The 26,664-nt window shown below is 59.7% G+C and carries 26 protein-coding genes; 15 read left to right on the top strand and 11 right to left on the bottom strand.

The genetic code is table 11. The annotated features are described in order from the left end of the window. Positions 1-3 precede the first annotated feature (3 nt). The gene (locus ACR0AJ_RS13085; RefSeq protein ID WP_170349823.1) at positions 4-957 is read right to left on the bottom strand and encodes a metal ABC transporter solute-binding protein, Zn/Mn family; all 954 of its coding nucleotides are present in this window, start codon (positions 955-957) and stop codon (positions 4-6) included. A gap of 200 nt (positions 958-1,157) precedes the next feature. Here ACR0AJ_RS13085 and deoC point away from each other — a divergent pair, with 200 nt between their 5' ends. The 3 genes from deoC to ACR0AJ_RS13070 are packed head-to-tail and all read left to right on the top strand — an operon-like array spanning position 1,158 to position 5,340. Then, the gene (gene deoC / locus ACR0AJ_RS13080) at positions 1,158-2,156 is read left to right on the top strand and encodes a deoxyribose-phosphate aldolase (RefSeq protein ID WP_170533106.1); all 999 of its coding nucleotides are present in this window, start codon (positions 1,158-1,160) and stop codon (positions 2,154-2,156) included. Positions 2,157-2,166: 10 nt separating this feature from the next. Continuing rightward, a complete protein-coding gene (locus tag ACR0AJ_RS13075; protein ID WP_480741042.1) occupies positions 2,167-4,500 on the top strand; it encodes an aldehyde dehydrogenase family protein in 2,334 nt (777 codons plus the stop codon). Between the two features lie 24 nt (positions 4,501-4,524). Beyond that, the gene (locus ACR0AJ_RS13070; RefSeq protein WP_480741041.1) at positions 4,525-5,340 is read left to right on the top strand and encodes an SDR family oxidoreductase; all 816 of its coding nucleotides are present in this window, start codon (positions 4,525-4,527) and stop codon (positions 5,338-5,340) included. Between the two features lie 21 nt (positions 5,341-5,361). Here the strand turns inward: ACR0AJ_RS13070 and ACR0AJ_RS13065 are convergent, their stop codons facing one another. The 7 genes from ACR0AJ_RS13065 to ACR0AJ_RS13035 form a co-directional block, all read right to left on the bottom strand. Continuing rightward, positions 5,362-6,672, bottom strand: coding sequence for a M16 family metallopeptidase (locus tag ACR0AJ_RS13065; RefSeq protein WP_170376163.1), 1,311 nt, complete (start codon positions 6,670-6,672; stop codon positions 5,362-5,364). Beyond that, complete coding sequence (locus tag ACR0AJ_RS13060; RefSeq protein WP_170349818.1) at positions 6,669-8,009, bottom strand: M16 family metallopeptidase; 1,341 nt, start codon at positions 8,007-8,009, stop codon at positions 6,669-6,671. The genes ACR0AJ_RS13065 and ACR0AJ_RS13060 overlap by 4 nt, the downstream gene beginning before the upstream one ends. 82 nt (positions 8,010-8,091) lie before the next feature. Continuing rightward, positions 8,092-8,610, bottom strand: coding sequence for a DUF3035 domain-containing protein (locus tag ACR0AJ_RS13055; protein ID WP_480741039.1), 519 nt, complete (start codon positions 8,608-8,610; stop codon positions 8,092-8,094). A gap of 50 nt (positions 8,611-8,660) precedes the next feature. Beyond that, positions 8,661-9,131 carry a signal peptidase II gene (gene lspA, locus ACR0AJ_RS13050; RefSeq protein WP_170349816.1) on the bottom strand — a complete coding sequence of 157 codons (471 nt, stop codon included), beginning with the start codon at positions 9,129-9,131 and terminating at the stop codon, positions 8,661-8,663. Next, the gene (gene purH, locus ACR0AJ_RS13045; RefSeq protein ID WP_480741037.1) at positions 9,131-10,720 is read right to left on the bottom strand and encodes a bifunctional phosphoribosylaminoimidazolecarboxamide formyltransferase/IMP cyclohydrolase; all 1,590 of its coding nucleotides are present in this window, start codon (positions 10,718-10,720) and stop codon (positions 9,131-9,133) included. The genes lspA and purH overlap by 1 nt, the downstream gene beginning before the upstream one ends. 22 nt (positions 10,721-10,742) lie before the next feature. Further along, complete coding sequence (locus ACR0AJ_RS13040) at positions 10,743-12,482, bottom strand: heparinase II/III family protein (RefSeq protein WP_480741035.1); 1,740 nt, start codon at positions 12,480-12,482, stop codon at positions 10,743-10,745. A gap of 90 nt (positions 12,483-12,572) precedes the next feature. Beyond that, entirely contained in the window at positions 12,573-13,829 is a 1,257-nt protein-coding gene (locus tag ACR0AJ_RS13035) for an RsmB/NOP family class I SAM-dependent RNA methyltransferase (RefSeq protein ID WP_170349813.1), read from the bottom strand. 89 nt (positions 13,830-13,918) lie between these two features. Between ACR0AJ_RS13035 and ACR0AJ_RS13030 the strand changes: the two genes are divergently transcribed. Further along, positions 13,919-14,113, top strand: coding sequence for a DUF1674 domain-containing protein (locus tag ACR0AJ_RS13030; RefSeq protein WP_170349812.1), 195 nt, complete (start codon positions 13,919-13,921; stop codon positions 14,111-14,113). Positions 14,114-14,117: 4 nt separating this feature from the next. Here ACR0AJ_RS13030 and ACR0AJ_RS13025 read toward each other — a convergent pair whose 3' ends face one another. Beyond that, positions 14,118-14,972, bottom strand: a complete 855-nt coding sequence (locus ACR0AJ_RS13025) for a LysR family transcriptional regulator (RefSeq protein ID WP_170410700.1) — start codon at positions 14,970-14,972, stop codon at positions 14,118-14,120. Between the two features lie 98 nt (positions 14,973-15,070). Between ACR0AJ_RS13025 and tmpA the strand changes: the two genes are divergently transcribed. The 4 genes from tmpA (at position 15,071) to ACR0AJ_RS13005 (ending at position 18,414) form a co-directional block, all read left to right on the top strand. Beyond that, positions 15,071-16,207, top strand: a complete 1,137-nt coding sequence (gene tmpA / locus ACR0AJ_RS13020) for a 2-trimethylaminoethylphosphonate dioxygenase (protein ID WP_170349810.1) — start codon at positions 15,071-15,073, stop codon at positions 16,205-16,207. Further along, the gene (gene tmpB, locus ACR0AJ_RS13015; RefSeq protein ID WP_170349809.1) at positions 16,204-16,794 is read left to right on the top strand and encodes a (R)-1-hydroxy-2-trimethylaminoethylphosphonate oxygenase; all 591 of its coding nucleotides are present in this window, start codon (positions 16,204-16,206) and stop codon (positions 16,792-16,794) included. The genes tmpA and tmpB overlap by 4 nt, the downstream gene beginning before the upstream one ends. Continuing rightward, positions 16,791-17,459 carry an ureidoglycolate lyase gene (locus tag ACR0AJ_RS13010; RefSeq protein WP_170349808.1) on the top strand — a complete coding sequence of 223 codons (669 nt, stop codon included), beginning with the start codon at positions 16,791-16,793 and terminating at the stop codon, positions 17,457-17,459. The genes tmpB and ACR0AJ_RS13010 overlap by 4 nt, the downstream gene beginning before the upstream one ends. A 97-nt stretch (positions 17,460-17,556) precedes the next feature. Then, a complete protein-coding gene (locus tag ACR0AJ_RS13005; protein WP_170349807.1) occupies positions 17,557-18,414 on the top strand; it encodes a hypothetical protein in 858 nt (285 codons plus the stop codon). 6 nt (positions 18,415-18,420) lie between these two features. On the opposite strand, the gene dapB is transcribed toward ACR0AJ_RS13005, so the two are convergent. Continuing rightward, complete coding sequence (gene dapB, locus ACR0AJ_RS13000; protein ID WP_170349806.1) at positions 18,421-19,230, bottom strand: 4-hydroxy-tetrahydrodipicolinate reductase; 810 nt, start codon at positions 19,228-19,230, stop codon at positions 18,421-18,423. A gap of 89 nt (positions 19,231-19,319) precedes the next feature. Between dapB and rbfA the strand changes: the two genes are divergently transcribed. The 7 genes from rbfA (at position 19,320) to ACR0AJ_RS12965 (ending at position 24,852) form a co-directional block, all read left to right on the top strand. After that, positions 19,320-19,715 carry a 30S ribosome-binding factor RbfA gene (rbfA, locus tag ACR0AJ_RS12995; RefSeq protein WP_170349805.1) on the top strand — a complete coding sequence of 132 codons (396 nt, stop codon included), beginning with the start codon at positions 19,320-19,322 and terminating at the stop codon, positions 19,713-19,715. Beyond that, complete coding sequence (locus tag ACR0AJ_RS12990) at positions 19,712-20,455, top strand: phosphodiester glycosidase family protein (protein ID WP_170349804.1); 744 nt, start codon at positions 19,712-19,714, stop codon at positions 20,453-20,455. Before rbfA ends, ACR0AJ_RS12990 begins: the two co-directional genes overlap by 4 nt. Before the next feature lie 54 nt (positions 20,456-20,509). Further along, a complete protein-coding gene (gene truB, locus ACR0AJ_RS12985; RefSeq protein WP_170349803.1) occupies positions 20,510-21,415 on the top strand; it encodes a tRNA pseudouridine(55) synthase TruB in 906 nt (301 codons plus the stop codon). 21 nt (positions 21,416-21,436) lie between these two features. After that, positions 21,437-21,940, top strand: a complete 504-nt coding sequence (locus tag ACR0AJ_RS12980; RefSeq protein ID WP_170360724.1) for a DUF1643 domain-containing protein — start codon at positions 21,437-21,439, stop codon at positions 21,938-21,940. Between the two features lie 94 nt (positions 21,941-22,034). Continuing rightward, positions 22,035-23,063 (top strand): calcium-binding protein, encoded by a 1,029-nt coding sequence (locus ACR0AJ_RS12975; RefSeq protein WP_480741031.1) that lies wholly within the window; start codon positions 22,035-22,037, stop codon positions 23,061-23,063. A gap of 144 nt (positions 23,064-23,207) precedes the next feature. Next, a complete protein-coding gene (rpsO, locus tag ACR0AJ_RS12970) occupies positions 23,208-23,477 on the top strand; it encodes a 30S ribosomal protein S15 (protein ID WP_008757925.1) in 270 nt (89 codons plus the stop codon). A 253-nt stretch (positions 23,478-23,730) separates the two neighbouring features. Next, positions 23,731-24,852 carry a Hint domain-containing protein gene (locus ACR0AJ_RS12965; protein WP_170349800.1) on the top strand — a complete coding sequence of 374 codons (1,122 nt, stop codon included), beginning with the start codon at positions 23,731-23,733 and terminating at the stop codon, positions 24,850-24,852. A 117-nt stretch (positions 24,853-24,969) separates the two neighbouring features. Here ACR0AJ_RS12965 and ACR0AJ_RS12960 read toward each other — a convergent pair whose 3' ends face one another. Then, positions 24,970-26,571 (bottom strand): BCCT family transporter, encoded by a 1,602-nt coding sequence (locus ACR0AJ_RS12960; protein ID WP_170349799.1) that lies wholly within the window; start codon positions 26,569-26,571, stop codon positions 24,970-24,972. Positions 26,572-26,664 lie beyond the last annotated feature (93 nt).

Raw genomic sequence — 26,664 nt, 5'->3', positions numbered from 1 at the left:
CATTCAAAACCCCGCCGATAGTTTGCCGTTCATACCCCGATCAGGCACATCCGCGCCCAGCGCCCCGGCGATGACAGTGATGTTGTGATCCAACATGCCAACATAAGTGCCTTCATACGTGCCAGGCTCTCCCATGGCGTCGGAATACAGCTCGCCGCCCACACCCACGTCGTGACCTTTGGCAGCAGCTCCTTCGATCAGCGCCCGCATCGACCGGTCAGAGACCGAGCTTTCAACGAACACCGCTGTCAGCTGCTGATCGACCAACGTATCCACCAGCTCTCCGATCCGGTTCAGCCCGGCCTCAGATTGGGTCGAGATGCCCTGAATGCCCATCACCTCATAGCCGTAAGCCGCGCCGAAATAGCCAAAGGCGTCATGCGCGGTGACCAGCACGCGGTTGTTTTCGGGAACAGCTGCAAGCGCCTGATTGGCATAGGTGGTCAGCGTATCAAGCTCGGCCAAATGCGCTTCCGCATTAGCGGCAAAAATATCCGCCGCTTCGGGGCGCGCTGCGGTCAGGGCCTCTTGCACCTCAATCACCACATCACGCCACAGGGTCGGGCTCATCCACACATGCGGGTCGTATTTGTCGGCATAATCGTCATGCCCACGCAGTTTGGACTTGTCGATCCCTTCAGCCACGGCCACCACAGTGCGTTTGCGGCCGAGGTCATGGAAGAAATCTTCCATCTGCGCTTCCAGATACAGACCGTGCCACAGGATCAGGTCCGCACGGGTCATCGCAACGATATCGCTGCGGGTCTGGCGATAGGCATGCGGATCGACTCCTGGACCCATCAGGCCCTTCACCTCGACCTGGTCCCCGCCCACCTGACGCGCGGCGTCAGCAATCATACCGGTGGTTGCGACCACTTTCAGTGGTGTCTCGGCCCAAGCCGTCAGAGGCAAAGCAGCCGCAAATGCCAGCGCTGCAAGAAAGCTGCGACGAATCATAGTCAGATCCCGATTTGGTGTCCTGTTGAGAATGAATATGCGAACCATTCGCAACTAAGTCAACGCTATTGCGAATTATTCGCAAGAAAATGCCTATTTTTGTCCATTTGGTCAAAAAATTTGCAGATCGAACCTTGCTGCACCTTCCCTTTACGTGCGGCTCGTGCGATTTTGGCGCAAACCTCCCAAAGGACGTGACTATGGATACGCAGAGCTCAGAAAGCCCCGTGCGCACCGCGCATCTGCCGCAAGTGACCGAACCCAGAAACCCCGGCATGGATCTTGATCTGGATTGGGTACGCGCCGTGCAGGCCAATACCTCGGCCATCGAACGCCGGGCCGCGACGCTGCCCGGTCGCCGCTCGGTTAAAAAAGAGTATCAGGCCGCGTGGCTGTTGAAGGCGATCACCATGATCGACCTGACCACCTTGTCCGGCGATGACACCGTGGGCCGGGTGCGGCGCCTGTGCGCCAAGGCGCGTCAACCGGTGGCACCTTCGGTATTGCAGGCGCTGGACATGCCGCCGATCACCACCGGGGCTGTCTGCGTCTACCACGACATGATCGGCACGGCGGTTGAGGCGCTGAAAGGCACCGGCATTCCTGTTGCGGCTGTGTCAACCGGTTTCCCGGCGGGCCTTTCGCCGTTCCACTTGCGTGTAGCCGAAATCGAAGAAAGCGTAAAAGCTGGCGCCGAAGAGATCGACATCGTCATCTCGCGCCGCCACGTGTTGTCCGGAGATTGGCAGGCGCTGTATGATGAGATGAAAGCCTTTCGCGTGGCTTGCGGTGATGCGCATGTAAAGGCCATCCTTGCCACCGGAGAGCTGGGCAGCCTGCGCAACGTCGCGCGCGCCTCGCTGGTCTGCATGATGGCCGGGGCGGACTTCATCAAGACCTCGACCGGCAAGGAAAGCGTCAACGCCACCCTGCCCGTGTCGCTGGTGATGATCCGCGCGATCCGCGACTATTATGACCGCACCGGGTATCGCGTTGGCTATAAGCCTGCGGGTGGCATCTCGAAAGCAAAGGACGCGCTGGTTTACCTGTCGCTGATCAAGGATGAGCTGGGCGACCGCTGGTTGCAACCGGACCTGTACCGCTTTGGCGCGTCGTCCTTGTTGGGCGATATCGAACGGCAATTGGAACACTATGTGACCGGAGCCTATTCGGCCGGTTACCGTCACTCGATGGGCTGAGGACAGAACAATGACAGTCAAAGAGATTTTCGAGACCATGGACTACGGCCCCGCCCCCGAAAGCGCCGCCGAGGCACTGGCCTGGCTGGTCGATCAGGGTGATAAGTTCGGTCACTATATCGACGGTGCATTCACCAAGCCCGGCAAAGGGTTCGAAAGCCGCAACCCCGCGACCGGAGAGGTGCTGGCCAAGCTGACCCAAGCCAAACAGGCCGATGTGGACGCAGCCGTTGCCGCCGCCCGCAAGGCGCAACCGAAATGGGAAAAGCTGGGCGGTGCGGGCCGTGCGCGATACCTCTATGCCATTGCGCGGCTGTTGCAGAAACACGCGCGCCTGTTTGCCGTGCTGGAAAGCCTCGACAACGGCAAGCCGATCCGGGAATCGCGCGACATCGACATCCCGTTGGCGCAGCGGCATTTCTACTACCACGCGGGCATGGCGCAGCTGATGGAAAGCGAATTGCCCGATGCGCAGGCGTTGGGTGTGTGCGGGCAGATCATTCCGTGGAACTTCCCGCTGCTGATGTTGGCATGGAAAATCGCCCCTGCGATCGCGATGGGCAACACCGTGGTTCTGAAACCGGCTGAATACACCTCGCTGACCGCGCTGCTGTTCGCTGATATCTGCTCCCAGGCCGGTTTGCCGAAAGGCGTGGTCAACATCGTCACCGGCGACGGTGCCGTGGGCGAAATGATCGTTTCCACAGACGTGGACAAGATCGCCTTTACCGGCTCGACCGTTGTGGGCCGTCGCATCCGCGAAGCCACTGCGGGCTCAGGCAAAGAACTCACTCTGGAGCTGGGTGGCAAGTCCGCTTACGTCGTCTTTGACGACGCCGATATCGATTCAGCCATTGAAGGTCTGGTCGACGCGATCTGGTTCAACCAAGGCCAAGTCTGCTGCGCAGGCTCGCGCCTGTTGGTGCAGGAAGGCATCGCCGACCGCTTCCACGAGAAACTGCGCGCGCGGATGGACAAGCTGCGCATTGGCGACCCGCTAGACAAATGTATCGACGTGGGCGCGGTGGTGGACCCGGTTCAGTTGCAGACCATCAAGAGCATGGTCGAAAGCAACACCACCGGTCACGTTCATCAGGCGGCCTGCGACCTGCCCGCCAATGGGTGCTATTACCCACCGACGCTGATCTCGGGGCTCGAAACCTCGGACCCGCTGATGCAGGAAGAAATCTTTGGCCCGGTACTGGTATCGTCCACCTTCCGCACTCCGGAAGAGGCGGTCGAGCTGGCCAACAACACCCGCTACGGGCTGGCCGCGACGGTCTGGACCGAGAATGTGAACCTTGCACTGGATATTGCGCCCAAACTGGTCGCGGGCGTGGTCTGGGTCAATGCCACCAACCTGTTCGATGCTGCCGCCGGATTCGGCGGTGTGCGCGAAAGCGGCTTTGGCCGTGAAGGCGGTTGGGAAGGTCTGGCGGCCTATACCAAGCCCAAGGGCAAGGTCAAACCGCTGGCCAAGGTTGAGGCGACCCTGGGCGAAGGTGCTCCGGTTGATCCCATCGACCGCACCGCCAAGATGTATGTCGGCGGCAAGCAGGCAAGACCCGATAGTGGCTATTCCAAACCTGTCTGGGGTAAATCCGGCCTTTTGGGCCATGTGGGCCTAGCCAACCGCAAGGACGTCCGCAACGCGGTTGAAGCTGCGGCGGGCGCCAAGGGCTGGTCTAAAACCACTGGCCATCTGCGGGCGCAGATCTTGTATTATATTGGTGAAAACCTGTCGGCCCGTGCTGATGAATTCGCGGCTCGTCTCGATGCCATGACCGGTAAGAAGGATGGTGCGAAAGAGGTCGAGGCCTCGATCCAGCGCCTGTTCACCGCTGCCGCCTGGGCGGACAAATATGACGGTCAAGTGCATGGCGTTCCGATCCGGGGCGTTGCCATTGCCATGAAAGAGTCCGTTGGTGTCATCGGCGCGCTGTGCGCGGATGAGGCACCTTTGCTGGGTCTGGTCTCGGCCATGGCCCCGGCGATCGCTATGGGTAACCGGACAGTTCTGGTTGCGTCCGAGCCCTATCCGCTGGCAGCAACCGACTTCTACCAGATTCTTGAGACGTCCGACGTGCCCGCAGGTGTGGTCAACATCCTGACCGGCAGCCACGTGGAACTGGCGAAACCGCTGGCCTCACACCTGAACGTCGATGCGGTCTGGTCGTTCTCGTCCACTGATCTTTCACAAGAGATCGAGGTCGTTTCGGCCGGAAATTTGAAACGGACCTGGGTCAATAACGCGACGGCATTTGATTGGGGCGTGGACCATTCGCGCCGCTTCCTGCAGGCTGCAACCGAAGTGAAAAACATCTGGGTGCCCTACGGCGAGTAGGGCTCCCGTTTTAGGGAGGCCCACATGGATTTTTCAGGACAGACCGTCATCGTCATTGGCGGCACCAGCGGCATCAACCGCGGCATTGCCGAGGCGTTTGCGGCCTCGGGGGCCAAACTGGCCGTTGCCAGCCGGTCGCAGGACAAGGTCGATGACACGCTTGCCGCGCTAAAAGAGGCCGGCGCAGCCGAAGTAGTTGGCGCAGCCTTTGATGTGCGCGATGCGCAGGCAGTGGCGGACGGGCTGAAACAATTCCATGACGCCTTGGGTGATTTCGACGTTCTGGTCTCTGGCGCGGCGGGGAATTTCCCGGCCCTGACCTCCGAGATGTCGGTCAATGCGTTCAAGACCGTGGTGGATATCGACCTGATAGGCACCGTTCATGTGATGAAGGGGGCCTATCCTTACCTCAAACGCCCCGGCGCCAGCATCATCAATATCTCGGCCCCACAGGCGTTTCTACCCTACGAAGGGCAAGCCCATGTTTGCGCGGCCAAAGCCGGGGTCGATCAGATCACTCGCACCCTGTCGATGGAATGGGGGGTCGAAGGCATCCGCGTGAACTCGGTGGTGCCAGGATTTATTGAAGGAACTGAAGGCGCACGGCGTCTGGCACCAACGGAAAACGCCCACGAGGAACTGCGCCGCGATGTGCCGCTGGGGCGTTGGGGAAATACACAGGATGTAGCCAATGCCTGCCTGTTCCTCAGCTCGGACATGGCCAGCTATATCAGTGGCACAGTTCTGTCCGTTGATGGCGCGCTGTATCAGCGCGGGTCCGGCAAGTTCGGGCAGATGATGGGGCAGATGCTGCGCAGCGCAGCGGGGAAAAAGGGCTGAGCGTTGCTCAGCCCCCTTTGATCAGTTTGTGGTTTCCAAACCTTCGGGTTTGCCGACAACAGTGAAATGCAGCCCCTCGGGGTCCAGCAATTCACTGGCCACGCGGTTCACCTCGTCCAACGTCACCGCGTTCACCTTGTCGTTGCGGGTGGCGATATAGTCGATGGGCAGGTTTTCCATCTGCATACCGACCATGATCCCGGCGATCGGGCCATTGCCATCAAACCGTAACGGATAGGCTCCGGTCAAATAGGTCTTTGCGTCGTCCAACTCTTTTTGAGTCACACCTTCGGTCGCGGCACGCGCCCACTGGTCGCGGATCACCTCGACCGCTTCGGCGATGCGGTCATTGGCCGAGGACACCGAGCCCAGATAGACCGAAGCCAGATCCTTGGGTACCAGATAGGTCGCGACGCCATAGGTCAGGCCACGCTTTTCGCGCACTTCCTGCATCAGGCGGCTCTCAAAACCACCGCCACCCAGAATGTGGTTCAGAACAAAAGCGGCAAAGAAATCCGGATCGTCCCGGTCGATCCCCGCGTGGCCGAACAGGGCCACGGATTGCGGCGTATCGAACTCGACCACGCTGACGCCACCGGGGATGTCCACGTCAGCACGGCCCGGAATGGGTTTGCCCGCCTCGGGCAGATCCGCCAGCAACGTGTCCAGTAACGCGCCCAGCTCATCGGGGGTGATATCGCCCACCGCACCTACATAGAGCCGGTCCTTGGCGAACACATTGTCATAGGCGGTGACCACATCATCACGGTTCAATGCGCTGACGCTTTCGATCGTGCCTTTGCCCTCGGACCCATAGGGGTGATCGCCATATGCCATCTGTGCAAAATTGCGCCCGGCAATGTCATTGGGGTCAGTCTGGTCCGAGCGCAGCCCGGACAGAATCTGCGCCTTCACCCGCTCAACCGCGTCTTCATCGAACCGAGGCTCGTGGATCGTGGTGCGTAACAGGTCGATGACTTCGCCCCGGTTCTCAGTCAAAAATTGCGCCGAAATCGAAACGGAATCATCCGACGCATTGTACCGGAACGAGGCCGCCAGTGATTCCAACTCGCGCGCATAGGTGCGGGCGTCCATGTCACCTGCGCCTTCTTCGATCAGACCGCTCATCAGATAGATGGCGCCGCGTTTGCCGGGCTCATCCAGCGAGGTACCACCGCGAAAACGTAGTTCCAGCGCGGTGAAGGGGATCGAGTGATCCTCGACCAGCCATGCGGTGATACCGCCGGGTGAGGTGACCTCTTCGATCTCGATCTCGGCCCATGCGGGCAGCGCGATGACAACGGCGATCAGGGTTGCAAAAATCCGTTTCATTGCGTCACCTCATCGTCGCGCATCAGCCATCCGGTGACCGACGCCTCGGGCTGTAGAACCTCACGGGCGGCGGCGATGATTTCTTCCCCGGTCACGGCCTGCAGGATATCGGGCCACGCCTGTACATCCTCGACCGTCAAGCCGCTGGTCAGGGCGCGGCCATAGCGGTTGCCGATCCCGTCCACATTATCGCGCGCATAAGTCTGGGCGGCGCGCAACTGCATCTTGATCCGGTCAAGGTCTTCTTCGTTCACACCTTCAGCGATGAAGTCGGCGACGGCTTGATCCATGGCTTCTTCGGCTTCTTGCAGCGACACGCCCTGGGCCGGGACGACCAGCAGATCAAAGGTCGTGTCGTCCAGCGAGACGCCGCGATAGAAGGCACCCGTATAAACGACCTTTTGCTGTTCGAATTGCAGTTTTTCGTTCAGGTAGGACGTGGTGCTGCCCCCCAGCAATTCGGCCAGCAAGAACAGCGCGGCGGCTTTTTCCTGCGCACCGGCATCCCGTTCGGGCGCGAGATAGCTGCGCTGGACATAAGGCTGCGAAACACGCGCGTCCTTGAAGGTCAGGCGACGTTCGGCCGATTGCGGCGGTTCCTGAGAGCGTACGCGTTCAGGCAAGTCCGGGTTGGCGGGGATAACGCCATAATACTGTTCGGCCAGAGTTTTGACCTCATCCGGCTCCACATCGCCGGTCACCACCAGAATGGCGTTATTGGGCGCGTAATGGGTCTGATAGAAGGACAGCGCATCCTCCATGTCCAGCGTCTCCATCTCGTGCTTCCAGCCGATGATCGGCACGCCGTAACGATGGTTAAGGTACTGAGACGCGCTCATCTGCTCGCCAAAAAGCGCCCGCGGGCTGTTTTCGGTACGCTGGTTGCGTTCTTCAAGGATCACGTCACGCTCGGTTGCGATATCCTCTTCGCTCAGGCGGATATTGCGCATCCGGTCCGCCTCCATCCGCATCATCAACTCCAACCGGTCGGCAGCTACGCGCTGAAAATAGGCAGTGTAGTCATAGGAGGTGAAAGCATTGTCATTGCCACCATTGGCGGCGACGGTAGCGGAGAACTCGCCCGGTGCCAGCGTATCGGTGCCCTTGAACAGCAGATGCTCCAGGAAATGCGCCACGCCGGACGAACCAACAGGCTCATCCGCAGATCCGGCGCGATACCAGACCATGTGCTGCACGACCGGGGCGCGGTGATCTTCGATCACAACGACATCCATGCCGTTATCCAGCGTGAAAGTGGTAACCGCCTCGTGCCCTTCCTTGGCAAGCAAAGGGGTGGCGGCGAACAGGGCGGCAGATAATGCCAGGGCCCGAACCATGGGGCGTCCTCCGTTTCGTTTGATGGTGTTCAAACTACGGTTGTGTTGCGCAGGTTCAAGGGTGATGACGGAAAGTTAAGATTTATTCATCAGCCGGTGGGGCCGAGGGCGTCTCAATCCCGGCCTGACGCGCTGCTTCGTTCTGCCGATTGGCATCAAGTGCTTCGCGACTGTAAACCTGCGAATAGCGGTCTATCTTGAACAGGCGCAGACGGGTCAAGCGGCCCTGCTTTCTGCGAAACTCGGCGTCTTCGGTGTCGACGACCTGACGCGTGTTGGATGGTACGCCATAGCGACTTGAGGCCGTCACCAGCGCGCCATCAGATGCAGGAATTTCGGCATTCGGGTTCAACGCCGCTTCGCTACCGCCCAGCGCCACCACGGCATCCGCCTTGGGGTTTGGGTCGGTCAGGTTGGAACCGCCCGGTGTGGGCGCAGGCAGGAACTTATAGTCCTTGGGCTGGGTCAGCGGTTTGACCGGCATGACCGAAAACTCATCCGGTCCGTCCCCCGGTGCCTCAAGATGGCGCAAACCGATATCCGAGCACCCGGCAACCGCAAAGGCCAATGTCACAGCAAAAATGGAACGCGGCAACCGCATCAGAGTCTCCAGCCAGTTTCAGGCGCTTTTATCGCATATCACCCGGCGCGTCACGAGGGCTTTTTGCCATCGAACAACACAAGTCCGAAAGCACCTGCAAAGATGAACACATCGGCCAGATTGAAAACAAACGGATTGTTGAGGCCGCAACAGGACATGTTCAGGAAATCCAGAACATAGCCGTACAGCACCCGATCCACCACATTCCCAAGCGCGCCACCAATCAGCAACCCGCCGCAAAACAACATCAGCTTGGACGGGGTTGTCCGCATCAGCCAGATCAGCACGCCAATCGCAACAGCCAGCGAGATGCCGATCAGCACCCAACGGGCGGTGTCGCTGTCGCCTTGGAACAGGCCGAAATTGATGCCCCGATTCTCACCGTATTTGAACACCAAGAGCGGCGGCAGCACGTCGATATTGCCCTCGGCCACACGCATCACGTGAACGACCAGATACTTACTGATCTGGTCGATCGCAAACGCGGCCAGCGCGGCCCAGAGCAGAATACGAGAACGCATCAGTGGCGGAAGTGGCGCATGCCGGTGAAGACCATGGCCAATCCGGCCTCATCCGCGGCCGCGATCACCTCGTCATCACGCATTGAACCGCCCGGCTGGATGACACAGGTCGCACCAGCCTCAGCGGCTTCCATCAGCCCGTCAGGGAAGGGGAAGAATGCATCAGACGCAACGGCCGAGCCGATGGTGAGCGGCTGCGGCAAGCCGAGCGCGTCGGCCATTCGTTCGGCCTTCTTGGCGGCAATCATGGCAGAGTCCAAGCGGCTCATCTGGCCTGCACCAACGCCAACAGTCGCACCGTCCTTCACGTAAACGATTGCGTTGGATTTAACGTGTTTCGCCACTTTCCAGGCAAACAGCAGGTCGCGCATCTGCTCTTCGGTCGGCGCCTTTTTGGTGACGACCTTCAGATCGTCCATGCCGACAAAACCATTGTCCTTGTCCTGCACCAACAGGCCACCCGCTACCTGACGCACGGTCTTGCCGCCTGCGGTCACGTCCGGCAGGGCTTCGGTAGTTAGAAGGCGCAGGTTCTTCTTGGCCGCGAAGATTGCTTTGGCCTCATCCGATGCACCGGGGGCGATCACGACTTCGGTGAAAATCCCGGTGATTTCCTGTGCGGTTTCCGCGTCGAGCGGTTGGTTCAGTGCCACGATCCCACCAAAGGCCGAAGTACGATCGCAATCGAACGCCGACTTATACGCGTCCAGCAAGGTCGCGCCTGTGGCAACACCGCAAGGGTTGGCGTGTTTGATGATCGCACATGCCGCACCTTTTGTAGGATCGAACTCGGCCACCAGTTCAAACGCTGCGTCGGTGTCGTTGATGTTGTTATAGCTCAGCTCCTTGCCCTGGTGCTGAACGGCGGTAGCCACACCCGGACGGTTGGTTCCATCAGTGTAGAAAGCCGCCTGTTGATGACTGTTCTCACCATAGCGCAGGGTCTGTTTCAGTTCACCGGCAAAGGCGCGGCGCTTGGGCGCATCAAGCTGCAGTGCGTCGGCCATCCAATTCGAAACCGCGGCGTCGTACGCTGCGGTCCGGGCGTAAGCCTTTTGCGCCAGCCACTGGCGGAAACCGTAGGATGTCTTGCCGTAATTCTCTTCCAGCTGATCCAGGAGCGAAGAGTAATCCTCGACATCCACAACTACGTTCACAAAGGCATGGTTCTTGGAGGCCGCACGGATCATCGCAGGGCCGCCAATATCGATGTTCTCGATGCACTCGTCATAGCCTGCGCCTTTGGCCACCGTCGCCTCGAACGGATAGAGGTTCACAACCAGCAAGTCGATCGCGCCAATACCATGTTCATTCATCGCAGCCACGTGGCCGTCGTTGTCGCGCAGCGCCAGCAGGCCGCCATGCACCATCGGGTGCAGAGTCTTGACCCGACCATCCATCATTTCAGGGAAACCGGTGATCTCGCTGACATCCTTCACCTCAAGCCCTGCATCACGCAGCGCCTTGGCTGTACCGCCGGTCGACAGCAGCTCGACCCCGCGCTCGGCCAGCGCCTTTCCCAGCTCGATCAATCCGGTCTTGTCGGAAACGGAAAGCAACGCGCGGCGCACGGGGTGAAGATCAGTCATGGGTCCAAAGGTCCTTTTGGCGTCAGTCAAACTCGGGCTCGTCCCGGTGCAGATCGCGCACGGCATAGGCTGTATCCTGTGCCTTGCTCAGCGTCCACCGGGTGCGGGTCGCATACTCCATTGCGCGCCCGGATAGAACGATCTGTTTTGTCGCGCGTGGCTTTAATCGGCCTTTTTCAAGGTAAACGCTTGGTTCAACGGATAATTTTCCCACGCCATCATGGCGGAAAATCCAAATTTCGCCGCTTTTGAGCGCCATCGACACCGCCGCGCCGCCCAAATCAATGGCCGCATCCACGTCTGGATGCAGGTGAAACCGGATATCAAACCCGATCCCGTTCAGGCCTGAAGCGTCCAGCGCCCGGTCAAACTGCCGTTTGGCCTTGTCGGTAGCAGTCAGCAGAATATCCTCGCCCGTCAGTTCTCGCCCATCAAATCGCAGCTCGAACGTACGCGCATGGGTCAGACCGAACACTTTGGTATAGCCGTCATGCCCGACCATAAAGCGGGTGCCTTCGAATGCCTCTTCGAAATCAATCGGCACGTCTTGCGGTGCATCGACCAAAGCCTCTCGTTCACCTCCATTCCCCGCTGGTGCCAAACGCGCGCTAGAATAGCCATCCAGGCACAGGGTCGAATGCGAAGGTGTTGCGCGCCCGGCTCGCCGCCATTCCGTTCCGAAACTTTCGCCTGATCCGCAGTTCACAATCAGTGGCCGCCGCCCCGAAGTTAGCTCAAACGCCAATGTCGAGGCATGGGCATTATAAGATGCAGCCCCCGTGGGCGGCACGTTAGCATCGACGATCACGCTGGTCCGGGCCGCGTAAAGCCGTGCAAACCCCATCGCCAACCCAGTTGCGTGTTGCGGGCGAACCCCGCTTTGAGCCAACGCCTGATCCAGCCGCCCTTCGATTCCGCGCCCGCCGCCATGAAAGCGGGCCAATGCGCCGTCTGAATGGCGCAGGCTGCGCAGGGTCGGCGCCATGCGTTTGATCGCTTCGGCCTGCGCGCCGGGGGTGCCCCGCCCCTGATCGCTCAGTGCGGCCGAGGTCCAGGACAGCAGGGTAAACACCTCAAGCAACTCTTCAGGGTTGCGGGTGGAAATACCGCCCTGCGCGTCGATCTGCCGTTCGCATTCCTTTGCCAGCGCACGTAGCGCTGGATCGGCCATCTGCTCCAACCCTTTCAGCGCCAGTCCAGCTTGAACCAGACCGGCCAGAGCCTCGAACCGGGGCAGGCCCGGTGTGGCCGCTTTCCAACGTTTGGACAGGAACCAGGTTTGCTGCGCCAGCGCGCGAAAGAACACAGCGCTCTGCTTGTCATCCATTCCGCGCAGAAGGAAGACGGCATGGTTGATCCAGCGCATCACCCGTCGGCCGGTCAGATCGGGTGCCCAGCCCGGCCCTTGCCCGCGGCCATGCGCGTCGATCCAACCCCACACCCAACGCTGCGCCTTTTCCCGCGCCCGCATATCGCCGACGGCGGCCAGATCATCCAGCCAGGCAAAACCGTGACGTTCACTGTCAAAACCGGTGCTAGGCGCCGCCACGTCCCAAAGGCCGGTATCCTGTGCCTCGACCAGATACCCGGCAAACAGCAGATTTCCAGCGACCAGCTGCCGCCCCCGGGCAAACGATCCCACAGTGCGCGGTTCAGGCTCGGTGACGAAGCCGGCAGCGGCCTTGCGCCGCTGGCTGAGCCGCGCATACAGACGGTTCTGAAACCGCGTCCACCGGTTTGTCATGGTATCTGAGTTTGACATGACGCTCGTTACTCTGCCTCTCACGCTCTGCTGGCGCCTGAGACCCAACGATAGACCGGTGTGATCGTCAAGTCATCGAAAAGCGTGCCATCAGGCGGATTTGTTCAGGCAGGCGATATAGAACCCGTCCATGCCACCGCGATCCGCCCAATAATCGGGCCGCAGACGCAGGCCACCTTCTTCGGTGATCCAGCTTTGATCCACCCCGGTCACGTCCAGCGCGGTGCGGTCGATGCTCATGTCAGGATATTGTTCCAGCGCCTCTTCGATCTGCACCTCGCCTTCGTCAGGCAACAGGGAGCAGGTGCAATAGACCAACCGTCCGCCGGGTTTCAGCAGGGTCCAGGCATGGGCCAGCATCTGCGCCTGCAATTCAATCAACCCGCCGAAGTCCGAGCCGTCCTTGGCAAAGGGCAGGTCCGGGTGGCGCCGAATGGTTCCGGTGGCCGAACAGGGTGCGTCCAACAGGATCGCGTCATACTGGCCCTGATGCTCCAACGCGTCACCAGCGATGACTTGCGCTTGTAAGCCAGTGCGTTTGAGGTTCTCGCGTACTCGCTCCAGTCGGGGCTCCGAAATATCCAGAGCCGTCACCTTGGCCCCGGCTGCCGCCATTTGCAGCGTCTTGCCGCCGGGTGCAGCACACAGATCCAGCACGGATTCCCCGGGCTTTGGTGCCAATACACACACCGGCAAAGCCGCCGCCGCGTCCTGCACCCACCAGTCGCCCCGATCAAACCCCGGCAGGTTTGAGACCTGCCCCGCATCCTGCATACGCATCGACCCGGTCGGTAGTGCCTCACCCGGTCCCGTGGCCCCCGGTTTCAGTGAGAGGTCCAGCGGTGCGCCAGTGAAATGCGCCTGCTCCATGCCTGCAACGGCATCAGTGCCCCAGGCCATGATCAGCGGCTCGCGCAGCCAGTCCGGCAGGCGCGGCACCCGCATCTTGGGCCAGGCTTCCGGCCCTTCGGCGGCAACCTTGCGCAGCACAGCGTTGACCAACCCCTTGAGCCGGCCATGTTTGCGCGACCGCCCCACAATTTCGACCATCGAGTTCACGACACCATGCGCGGCCTCACCCTGGCACAGCTCAACCGCGCCCAGGCGCAGCGCGTTATTGACGGTCAGAGCAGGCGTCCTGTTAAGGTGATTGTCCAGAAGACGGTCAGCTCGTTCCAAACCGCGCAGGGTTTGCAAGGTCAAACGCTGCGCCCGCGCGCGATCCTCGGGGGCCAGTCGATCCAACGCGCCTGCGGCCAGGCATTCGGACAACAGCCGCCCCTCACCCAATATCTGATCCAACAGATAGATCGCGCTGCGTCGCGCCGCTGTTGCGTTGTCGGACATGAAACCGCCTTTGATGTGACTCTCGTCCGCATTGCCAAAGGCGGACGGGGGCGTATATCAAGCCCGTGCCCGGAAAGGAACCCGATGTCATGCCCGACACCACGAATGACGACCACAAAGACCTGCCCCCAGCCGCCCAGCGCGCCCTGGCCGAGGCGGAAGAACGCCGCAGCAAGGCCGAGGCAGAAGCAAAAGAGATGCCCAAGGAACTGGGCGGGCGCGACGGCCCTGATCCGGCCCGCTATGGCGATTGGGAAAAAAAGGGCATCGCCGTCGATTTCTGATTGATCAGCCCTGAAGTGCCTGCAGAAAATCGGCAATCAGGGCACGCTGCTTTTTCGATTTGACCCGCTCTTCGGGCCAAGTCAGCCAATAGCCGTCTTTGGTCTGCAAATCGGGCAGATCCAGCCGACACAGCCGACCGGCCTGCAAATCCGCGCTGGCCAGAGGCACCGAGCCCAGCACCACCCCAATCCCCTGCCGGGCCGCCGAAATGGCATGTTCCATCGAATCGAAACTGATCTGTGACGGCGGCATCTCGCCATGCCCCGTCTTACGCGCCCAGTCCCGCCACGCCGGGCGCTCGCCACGCAGCTCAATCAGCGGCACCCCCCATTTTACACCGGGCGCGGCCATCGGCACCAGAACCTCGCGGGCGATCAGGGCCGCATCCCGACCGGGCCAGGCCCCACGCCCATAGCGGATTTGCAACCAGGTCCGCTCCTCATCCAAGGACGACCGGCGCGCCACCGAGTCGGTCATCACCCGCACATTGGGTCGCGTTTCCTGAAACCGAGCAAGCCCAGGCAGAACCAGAGCGTGGATGTTCGAAGACAGGCCCGCGACGCGCAGCTCTTGCGGGGATTTGCCGAACAAATCTTCGGTGTTGCGCTCCAACGCCTGCAAACTCTCTTGCACCAGCGGCAGATAGCTTTCGCCTTCAACCGTCAGTGACACGCCTCGTGCCTCGCGCACGAACAGGGACCGGCCCAGCCAAGCCTCCAGGTTACCGATCCGCTGACTGACGGCTGCCTGTGTCAGCCCAAACTCTCGGGCGGCGGCGGAAAAACCACCCAACCGACCGGCGGCCTCGAACACGCGCAGCCAATCCAGCGGCGGCAATCCGATTTTTTTCTTTGCCATAAGATTTTCCAAGCCTCAGCCGAAAGAAGGATTAATTGTGTTAATGCCACAAGAGGCGTATCTGCTCAATCAAAGCCCGCGCTGAACAGGAGACCCCCATGCTGCGCACTGCCAATCACGATACTTCGGTTGTGACTGTTGAATTTGACACCGGAACTCAGGCCCGTTTCCATGCGATCTGGCTGCGCGATAATGCGCTGGATCCGGAGACACGCGCGCCCGGAAACGGTCAGCGTCTGATCACCATCAGCGACATTCCCGTCGATATTTCAGTCAGCTCCGCCGAGATCAGCAATGGCGATCTAACGGTCACTTTCCAGCCCGAAGACAAGACCGTGACCTTCCCCGCCGATTGGCTGGCCGATCACGTCTATGATTGCGCCCGGTCCTTAGAAACAGGCCGTGTCGCACATGGCATCACCACGTGGGAACGCGGCATCGAAGCGCCAAGTGCTGATTGGGGTGAAGTCCACGCCAATCCCGCCGCCAAGCGCGGCTGGCTGGCTGCAGTGGCTAAGTTCGGTTTTGCCAAGCTGACCGGCGGCCCGACTGAGCCGGAATCACTGCTGAAGGTGGCCGATCTTTTCGGCTACGTCCGCGAAACCAACTATGGCCCCTATTTTGAGGTTCGGACCGAGGTAAACCCGACCAACCTAGCCTATACTGGCCTTGGTCTTCAGGCGCATACCGACAACCCCTATCGTGACCCGGTGCCGACGCTGCAAATCCTCTATTGTCTGGAAAACAGCGCCGAAGGTGGCGATTCCATTGTAGTCGATGGTTTCCGTGCCGCCGAAAAACTGCGCGATCAGAACCCCGAAGGCTTCGCCCTGCTGGCAGGCTATCCCGCGCGATTTGAATACAAAGGTTCGGACGGCATCTGCCTGCGGTCTCGCCGCCCAATGATCGAGTTGTCGCCGGACGGTGAGCTAGTCGGCATCCGCTTCAACAATCGGTCTTCCGCCCCGTTTGTTGACGTGCCATTCGATCAGATGGAAGCCTACTATGCTGCCTATCGCCAACTTGGCGAGATCATCGACGATCCGGCCATGGGCGTGTCGTTCAAGCTGGAACCGGGTGAAAGTTTCATCGTCGACAACACCCGCGTCCTACACGCGCGGCTGGGCTATTCCGGCGCAGGATCGCGTTGGCTACAAGGCTGCTATGCCGACAAGGATGGATTGCTGTCGACGCTCGCAGCGATGGACATGGCGCAACCGGAGGCAGCGGAATGAAACCCGATTTCTCAACCCTCAACCGCGACAACATCGTGGCCTTTATCGGGGATATCTTCGACCGTCGTGGTGGCGAGGAATATCTGGGTGAACCGGTCACGATGGCAGAACACATGCTGCAAGGTGCCACAATTGCCGAACAGAACGGCCAGTCCGAGGAAATCATCGTTGGCGCGCTGCTGCACGATATCGGCCATTTCACATCCGAGTTCGGCACCTATCACCCCGACGATACCGAGGATCGCCACCACGAGGATGCGGGGGCCGAAGTTCTGGAACAGTTCTTCCCGTCAGTCATCACCGATTGCTGCCGCTATCATGTGGCGGCCAAACGGTATCTCTGTGCCACCAAGCCTGAATATTTCAACCGCCTATCCACAGCTTCGGTTCACACTTTGGAGCTGCAGGGTGGTCCGATGAGCGCCGAGGAAGTCGCGGAATTCGAGGCCAACCCGAACCTGAAAGAAATCATTCAGGTCCGCTATCTGGACGAGGCAGGCAAGCGTGCGGATATGAAGACGCCGGATTTCACCCATTTCGCGCCGATGGTGCAACGCATGGTCGACAAACATCTGGGGGCGGCATGAACGCCCCCGAATATATCTTTGAGGCCAGTTCAAAGCCGTCCCTGCCCTGGCATGAGGTGCCCCTGATCCGGGCCACAGACGCGTCGGTCAAGGGCTATGGCTGTCTGGTCGATGACCCGGACGGCTTCGAGATCGAAATCTCTCGCTGGCCCCAACAGGGCTGGCGCCCCATCGACGAAGGCACCGGCGATGAAGGTGGCTGGGTTGAGGGCACGTTCAAATGCGACTGGCAGGGCGACGTGCTGTATGGTGAGAACGAGGCGGTTAAAGGCCACTATGTTCTGGGCTGGTCCGCCGACCCGCAACAGGCACAGACCGACCAGCAAACCGCGCCGCGTGATCAGGTGCTGCTGTGGCATATGAACTATCACCCAGACGGCGGACAGATGTTCTGGCCGTTGGACAACAAGCCCTTCATCGTTCCCGCTGCGCTGCCCGGGGACAATTTGACCCCCGAAAAGGTGGTCGCTTTCTGGTGTGACGGCTCGCGAGGCCTCTATATCCACCCCGGTATCTGGCACGAGGGGATTTTCCCCGTCGAAGACAATCAACGGTTCCTCGACCGCCAGGGCCGGGTCCACGCTCGTGTCAGCGCCGATATCGGCAAAGAATTCGGCGTTTATCTGGCCTGCCCGCTGCGTGAAGATAAGGTGAAGGATCTGTAATTGCACCTCAGGAAGCCCGTCTTCAGAAACCCTTAACCCTTAGCCGAAACATCTGTGATACTCTGATGCCACGTCCAACAGGCACGGGAGGTATCCGATGGGATGGAACAGGCGCAAAGTTGTCCAGCTGGGAACCGCAGCAACGGTCGGAACCTTTTTGCCGCGCGTGGCAACAGCAGCGGAAGACCAAAATGCGGCGTTCGAACAGGAATTCAGCACGACGCTCGATCATCTGAGAAAAACATTCTCGGGGCTTGGGTTCAACGAAGCAGCACCACTGTCCATTGCTTCCGGGCGCGATGACTATAACGAGGGGCTGCGGCACGATTTTGACCAATCCGCGCTGCCCTCGAACGCTTTTGTCATTCAACCGTTGGCTCGGGTTGCCGATGTCAGTGAGAAATCTCGTGCGGACGTGTTGCCACTATTTCATGAGGTTGGCTGCCATCCCGCAGACACAGACGGTCAAGCCACGACGCGTCTGATGATGCGCATTTTGACCGAAGCCTTCGATCTTGACCCCACCCGCATTGCCTTTGTCAGCGTGCCGCAGTCCGAGGATATGCGCACGGTGCTGGACGAGATGGCCCTACCCTTTACCGAAAAAGTGCTGCTGCGCGATGAGGTTGAGGCCCTGGCCGCCCGCGATGCCTCGGGCTTTTTCTTTCCTGATCCGTTTGGCGATGCCTATATCGTGACGATGGGCGTCTATTACCGCGTCGGTGATACGGATGAACTCGCCCCCACGGCCTATCCTCCGTCCGCCAACTGGACCGAGATCGGCGAGATCGTGATCGGAGGTGAGGCCGCGCCCCTTGGCATTTCCATCGGGGCCGAGCGCCTGACCTATGCCCGGACCGGCCAGTACCCGACATGGGATCAACGATTGGGGCTGCTCTTTGCAACGGCAGAACAGGATGGTGCAGAACCGCCCGGTCTGGCCGCATTCCGCTAATCGGGGTTACAGCCCCAGCACATCCACCATGTCATACTGGCCGGGGGCCTTGCCCTGCCCCCATAGCGCTGCCTTTAGGGCACCGCGAGCAAAGATGGCGCGGTCGGTGGCCAGATGGCGCAGAACGATGCGTTCTCCGGGGGCGGCGAACAGCACGTCATGCTCGCCGACGATGTCGCCACCGCGAATGGCGTGGAATCCGATGTCTCCGCGTTTACGGGCCCCAGTGATCCCGTCGCGGCCCCGGTCGGACACGTCGGCCAGATTGACACCGCGCCCTTCGGAGGCGGCCTCACCCAGCATCAGCGCAGTGCCCGAGGGCGCATCGACCTTGTGGTGATGGTGCCCTTCAATCACTTCGATGTCGAAATCCTCATCCAGCGCGGCGGCAACTTTCTTGGTCAGTTGCACCAGCAAATTGACCCCAAGGCTCATGTTCCCAGCCCGCACGATAACGGCATGGCGCGAAGCTGGCTCCAGCGCTGCGATCTGCTCATCCGACATGCCGGTGGTGCCAATCACGTGCACGCAGCGCGCCTGCGCGGCCAGCGCGGCAAATTCCAGCGTCGCTTCGGGTGCTGTGAAATCGATCACCGCCTGCGCCTGCGCAAATGCCTCAAGCGGGTCATCGGTCACGGTGACGCCCAGCGCTTGACCGCCCATGGCCGTGCCCACGTCCTGACCGATCCAATCATGGCCTGTACGCTCGACCACACCGACCAAACGCGCCTGATCGCTGTCGGTGACGGTCTTGATCAGCATCTGCCCCATACGGCCCGAAGCCCCTGTGATTACGATCCCCGGAATATGGGTCATTGCGCTGGTCCTTTCTAAAGTCGGCTCAAAGCCTCCTACCCGGTTCGCGCCCGCTTGGCAAAGCCCAGCTTTGCGCTTAGATCGGGGATATGGCAAAGAACAAATTCCACGATGGCCCCGGCCCCTCCCAACGACAGCTGCGCGTCGGCGAACTGATCCGACGCACCCTGTCCGAGGTTCTGGCGCGCGGAGATGTCCACGACCCCGACCTGAACCGCATGTCGATCACTGTAGGTGAGGTGCGCACCTCGCCCGATCTGAAGATCGCCACCGCCTATGTGCTGCCCCTTGGAGGCAAAGGGCAGGAAGATGTGATCGAACTGCTCGCTCGCAACAAGGGCGAGTTGCGGCGCGTGATCGGCAAAAAGCTCAACCTTAAGTTTTCGCCCGATCTGCGGTTCCGTCTGGATGATACTTTCGATCGTCTGGACGACACCCGCCGCATGTTCAATCAGGACGCGGTGCGCCGCGATCTGGACGAGTGATCCGCACACTGGTCACGTTGGGCGCGGTTTTCTGGGCCGCGCAGGCCGGCGCGGTCACCTGCGAAAAGCTGACCCACGAGAATAAGCGGTACACCGTTTGCGAGGTGGACGCCGCCAATGAAGACCTGCGCCTGTTTCTGAACGACGAAAATGACGACCTGCTGGGGCATTTCTCATCGGTGAACGAGGCGCTTGAACCCAGTGGAAAGCGTCTGGCCTTTGGGATGAACGCCGGTATGTATCACGACGACCGCTCGCCCGTCGGCCACTATGTCGAAGAGGGCGAAGAGGTCATGCGCGTGATCCCGAATCCCGGCCCCGGCAATTTCGGCCTGCTGCCCAACGGCGTGTTCTGCATCCGCGACGGTCGCGCCGATGTGTTCGAGACGCTGGATTTCGTCGAACAGGCCCCCGACTGCCGGTTTGCCACCCAATCCGGCCCGATGCTGGTGATCGACGGAGAGCTGCATCCGCGCTTTCTGCCTGACTCGACCTCGCTCTATGTGCGCAACGGGGTGGGCACCAGCGCCGATGGCACGCGGGCGGTGTTCGCAATCTCGGATGACTACGTCACTTTTCATGAATTCGGCAGCCTTTTCCGCAACGTGCTGGAAACGCCGAATGCGCTGTTCTTCGATGGCAATATCTCACGCATGTACGACCGGGCCAGCAACCGCTCGGATGTTGGCTTTTCGCTGGGGCCAATCGTGGGTGTGGTCGAAGACACACCGGGAAATTGACAGGACCCGGGTGATCCGTTAGGTCGCGCGCCTCAGCAAAGGGCAAGGTGCAAGATGGGACGTAAACGCAAGGGTCGAGACATTTCCGGCTGGCTGGTGGTGGACAAACCCGCGGGCATGACCTCGACCGCGGTGGTCAACAAGGTACGCTGGGCGATGGACGCAAAAAAAGCGGGCCATGCAGGCACGCTGGACCCCGAAGCGACCGGTGTTCTGGCCGTGGCATTGGGGGAGGCGACCAAGACCGTTCCCTACATCACCGACGCGCTAAAAGCCTACACATTCACCGTGCGTCTGGGTCAGGCCACCAATACCGACGATGCCGAGGGCGAAGTGATTGCACAAAGCGATGCGCGCCCCTCGGATGAGGATATCAAACAGGCATTGGCCCCTTTTTTGGGTGAGATCATGCAGGTTCCGCCCAAGTTCTCGGCGGTGAAAATTGACGGCCAGCGCGCTTACAAGCTGGCCCGCGATGGCGAGGACGTGGAACTGACCGCTCGCCCCCTATGGGTTGAGGAACTGATCCTCGTCGACCGCCCCGATGAAGATCACGTCGTACTGGAAATGACCTGTGGCAAAGGCGGTTATGTCCGCTCGATCGCCCGCGATCTGGGGGCGGCACTGGGATGCCACGGTCACGTCAAGGTCCTCCGCCGCATCTGGTCCGGCCCGTTTGAGGCCGAGGACGGTTTGAGCATCGAACAGATCGACGAAATGGCCAAGACAACCGCGTTGGACGAGTATCTGCATCCGCTGGAAACCGGTCTGTCGGATCTGCCCGAACTGAAATGTACCCCTGAAGGGGCCACTCGCCTGCGCAACGGCAACCCGGGCATGGTGCTGGCCTCGGACGTGGAATACGGCGACGAGGCCTGGGCCTCGCTGGACGGCAAGGCCGTTGCTGTAGGTATCTACAAATCCGGCGAATTGCATCCCAACCGGGTGTTCGTCGATTAAACGGCGTGTTAGGCGAATGGCATGATCACCCGAACGCATACCAAGGGCGATGCGCCCTCGACCGCCATTTATTCCGATTGCGAGAAGTATCGCTATAGCCTGACCCGCATCTGGGACCCGGAGGGATGCAAGGCGCTGTTCGTGATGCTGAACCCCTCAACCGCGACCGAGGTGCAGAACGACCCCACCGTCGAACGCTGTGAACGGCGGGCGCGGGCGTTGGGGTTCGGGGCGTTTCAGGTGACCAACATCTTTGCCTGGCGCGACACCGACCCGCGCAAGATGCGCGCCGCCACCGATCCAGTGGGGCCTGCGAATGACGCGGCGATTCTGGACGGCGTCGAATGGGCCGATCAGGTCATTGCCGCCTGGGGCACCCATGGTGCGCATCTGGATCGCGGCCCGGCGGTGGAAACCTTGCTGCGCGGCACCGGCCAACCACTGTTTCACCTGGGGCTGACCAAGGGCGGACACCCGAAACACCCGCTCTATATCGCCTATACTCAACAACCCGAACCGTGGTGACAAAAGGTTAACCACGAGATCAGCTTGGCTTTGACCAAGTGCTTGACCGCATGAGACATTTACCCTCGGGGCAGTACGTTTACGGAGGGTTCCCATGTTTCTGATCGGATTTCTAAGTCTGGCCGCTGTCGGTGGCGCAGCCTTTGCCATGAGCGACGCGTTTGTCCCCGAAGACACGCCCGAAGATGATGACAGCATTGACGATCAGCCTGATGAGGTCTCTGACGGCAAGTACCTTGAGATCAATGAAACCGACGAAGACCCGACCACGTCCCAAGACACCGCGGAAGAACAGGAACCATCGACCGGAACCATCCTGTCCGAATTTGAAGGCGATCTGGTCATTGCCGGAACCGAAGAGGCGGATGTGCTGACCGGTCAGGACGGGGACGACCAAGTCAATGGATATAGTGGGGATGACACCATCGACGGTGGTGAAGGCGATGACGTGCTGTTCGCCGGTGAAGGGGCGGATTTCGTGTCAGGAGGCGCGGGCGACGATATTCTGCATGGCGAGGATGAGGATGACCTGCTGACCGGGGGTGAAGACGATGACATGCTTTATGGTCATTCCGGCGCAGATCAGCTGGAGGGGGGCGAGGGTGAAGATGCGCTCTATGGCGGGCAGGACGATGACACGTTGGACGGTGGTGAAGGCGATGATGCACTGCACGGCGGGTATGGCGACGACATACTGGACGGCGGCACGGGTGAGGATGTTCTTTTTGGCGGCGACGGCGACGACATATTGAACGGCGAAGAAGAAGTAGACGCTGTCGATTTCCTGAACGGCGGCGCTGGCGAGGATACGATTCTGGCCGATAGCGGCGACATCGTCACCGGCGGCGACGGCGCGGATGAGATTATCCTGACCCCCGAAGCCGAGGATGAAGCGGTGACCGTGATGGATTTCCAACCCGGTCAGGACAAGCTGTTTGTATCATGGGATGGTCAGGAAGACCCCGACATTCAGATCGAAACTGACGCTGAAAACGAGAATCTCACACATGTGCTGATCGACGGGCAGGATGTGGCGCAGCTGCTGGGGGCCGAAGGGTTGACGGCCGACGACATTCAGCTGATCTCTGAGATCGATCTGGCACAGCTGGTCGCATTGGGCTGAGCCCGAAGAATCCTTTTGCCATTCGCCAAAATTACGCTTATACGCGCGCATCCGCATCGGAATCGGTGCGGTCTTCTCCATGGGCCTGTGCTGGACGACATCCCGGCCTGCGCCATCAACTCTAACCTTTTAAAGGAGACCCCGATGTCGATTACTGCCGCTGAAAAAGCACGCGTTATGAAAGAATTCGCAACCAAGGACGGCGACACCGGTTCGCCAGAAGTCCAAGTTGCCATCCTGACCTCGCGCATCACCACCCTGACCGAGCACTTCAAGACCCACAAAAAAGACAACCACGGTCGTCGCGGTCTACTGAAAATGGTCGCCCAGCGCCGTAAGCTGCTGGACTACCTGAAGGGCAAGGAAGAAGCACGCTATCAGGACCTGATCAAAAAGCTGGGCATCCGCCGTTAAGATCGGACTGTACAGCTGGTACAATTCAGACGCCCGCCTTTTTGGCGGGCGTTTTTTTGTTTTACCCCGCCAGTGATGGTAAAGCGCATGAATCGCGAACGTGCTGAAACGGATACAGTTTTTCCTTACACTTCGCCAACCTTAGCGTCGGAACACACTTTCCCGATGCCGCGAAATGACCTCATTGCGGCCTTGATTGAACCCCCGCACATGGATTTTGTGTCCGCGTAAGATTTGGGACCGAAGAAATTAAATGACAGACTTCAGCATCAGTGGTGGTGGCTCCACCGACTTTACAGATACGTCCCCTGGTGGCGGATTCGTTATTGACTTCGATAGTCTGGACAACAGTTTCAGTCTTCAGATCAATGACGTCGATCTGTTTGTCGGCGGGCCTGCCGGAGCCCCAAATGAGCTTCAATTTCAGATACCTGGAACCGCGGGCCAAACGGTTCAGTTTGCTGACGGTGACAGGTATGAGATCGACACACCTGCCGTTTGGCAGCTGGGAAACACGAATGGGGAACCCGTCGTCCGGTTAGAGGTAAATCCGGACGGAACCATCGCGCTGTTTGGTGTGAAGGTGAACAATGGGCCGCTGGAACCGCTGGCGCTGTTCAATGGATTGACCGTAAACACCGATGCAATTGCTGCGGCTTGGAATGATAGCGGGCAAAACGAAATTGACATCAACCAGTCACAAACGGGCCCAACAAACGCAAGCGGCGAGTTTGTGGACGTGCTATGCTTTGCGTCCGGAACCCTTATTGAAACGCTTCAGGGTCCAAGGCGGGTCGAGGACCTGCAAGTGTCAGATCAGGTTCTGACCTATGATCATGGCCATAAACCTATCCGATGGATCGGGTCACGCTGTCTCAGCAACGCTGAACTGGAGGCCCAGCCGAGACTTAAACCGATTCTGATCCGCGCCGGTGCCTTGGGGGCAGGATACCCCAAGCAGGATCTTGTCGTCTCACCACAGCATCGTGTTCTTGTTTCCTCAACGGTCGCTCTGCGCATGTTTGATTGTAAGGATATCTTGATCCCGGCGAACAAGCTTCTTCCGCTTGACGGCGTTGAGACACTGGAAAACACATCAGACGGGGTGGTGTATTTCCATCTTCTGTTCGATACGCATGAAATCATCTGGTCCAACGGCACACCAACGGAAAGCCTTTTTACAGGGCCAGAAGCCATAAAATCAGTCTCGGAAGAGGCCCGGCAAGAGATAATGGATTTGTTTCCCGGATGCGGCGACCCGCAGGTTCAGGCGCTGTCGGCACGCTATATTCCCCAAAAGGGCAAACAAATGCGAAAGCTTGTCCAGCGGCATCAGAGCAATCAAAAACCTCTGTTCGGCGAATTCCCCGCTTAGAATTCTTCTATTTGATAGCAAAACAAAGCTTTCAGATTTTAGGCCGAGAACCGACCTAAGGCGCAACAAAAAAACGCCCGCCTGATGGCGAGCGCTTCCGTTGTGTCAGGGATTACCTCACATCTTCGCCTTCTCTGATTTCAGTGCCAGCCATAGGCAATAGCACATGATCAGAACCACCAGCGTGAAGGGGATACCTGTCGACACCGCTGCGCCTTGCAAGGCGGCAAGGCCACCGCCCAGCAGCAATGCGATGGCGACCAGACCTTCGAGCGTACACCAGAACACGCGCTGGATGACGGGGGCGTCCATCTTGCCGCCCGCCGTGATCGTGTCGATCACCAGCGAACCCGAGTCCGACGAGGTCACAAAGAACACCACGATCAGGACCAGCGCAATTGGGGCCACGATGCTATACAGCGGCAGCTCTTTCAGGAAGCCGAACAGCGCGCCTTCGGGGGCATAACTGTCGATCACCGTGGCGCGAACACCTTCCGCTCCGCCCGCATTCAGCATATCGATGGCTGCACCGCCAAATGTCGACATCCACAGGGCGCAAACCGCTGTCGGCGCAAGCAGGGCGCAGATGACGAATTCACGTACCGTGCGGCCCTTCGAGATACGGGCAATAAACATGCCCACAAACGGTGACCATGCGATCCACCACGCCCAGTAGAAGGTGGTCCAGCCATGGAAGTAGCTGGTATCCTCACGTCCGAATGGGTTGGACAGCGCTGGCAGGTGCAGCACATAATCCGTCATCACGTTGAAATACCGTGAGATGGCTGTGCCAATTCCGGTGACAACAATGACGAAAATGAACAGCCCTACGGCCATGATCATGTTGATCTCACTCAGCCGTTTGACGCCTGCATCCATACCCATCAGGACCGAGCCCAGTGCAATCATGGTGATGCCAATAATAAGCAGGACAACGACGGTCGGGCTGGATTCGATGCCGAACACTTCGTACAGCCCCGCCGCAACCTGCTGCGCGCCCAGACCCAATGATGTGGTCAGGCCGAAAAGGGTGGCAAAGACGGCCAACGTATCGATGAAATGGCCCCACCAGCCCCAGACTCGCTCACCCAGGATCGGGTAGAACGCAGACCGAAGGGTCAACGGTAGGCCCAAATTGTAACTGAAGATTGCAAGGCTAAGGCCAACCGCGGCGTACACCGCCCAACCTTCAAGGCCCCAGTGGTGGATGGTGCCGACGATACCGGCATATTCGTTGCCCGGCACTGCGATATCAATGCCTAGTGGCACGGCATTACCGTCCTCGGCAAAGTTGTAATAGACCGGCTCCATCACTCCAAAGAACAGCAGACCGATGCCGATGCCGGCGGCGAACATCATCGCGATCCAGCCTGCATAGGAATAATCGGGCTTGGCGTCTTTGCCGCCAATCCGAACCTTGCCCACGGGCAGGATGATCAGCACCAGGCAGAACAGCGTGATCGCATCCACGGACAGGACCAGGAACCAGTCAAACGTGCTTGTCAGCCAGGGCCGGAGCCAGCCAAAGAACGTCGCTGCGGCCTCTTGGTTGGCTAAGGCGATCAGAACAAAGGCAAAGATCAGGATACTTGAGATCAGAAAGACCGGGTTGTGGATATCCAGACCGAAGGGCCGGACGTTATCCTGTCCAAGCTCATATTCGGTCTCGAAATCGTAGATCCGTGGATCCGGATCCAGCATTTTCTTGGTTTGTGCCATTCGACTTTCCCTCAGTTTGCTGCGTGCAAACGCCAAGGTCTTCGGTCGGTGGACGGCAAGTTTTCTGGTTTTCCCTTGGCGCGTTTCCCGTCA

The sequence above is a fragment of the Ruegeria sp. CJ9 genome, from assembly GCF_056536625.1.
Note: the sequence above shows the minus strand (reverse complement) of the source record. Positions and strands in the feature narration are given on the sequence as shown.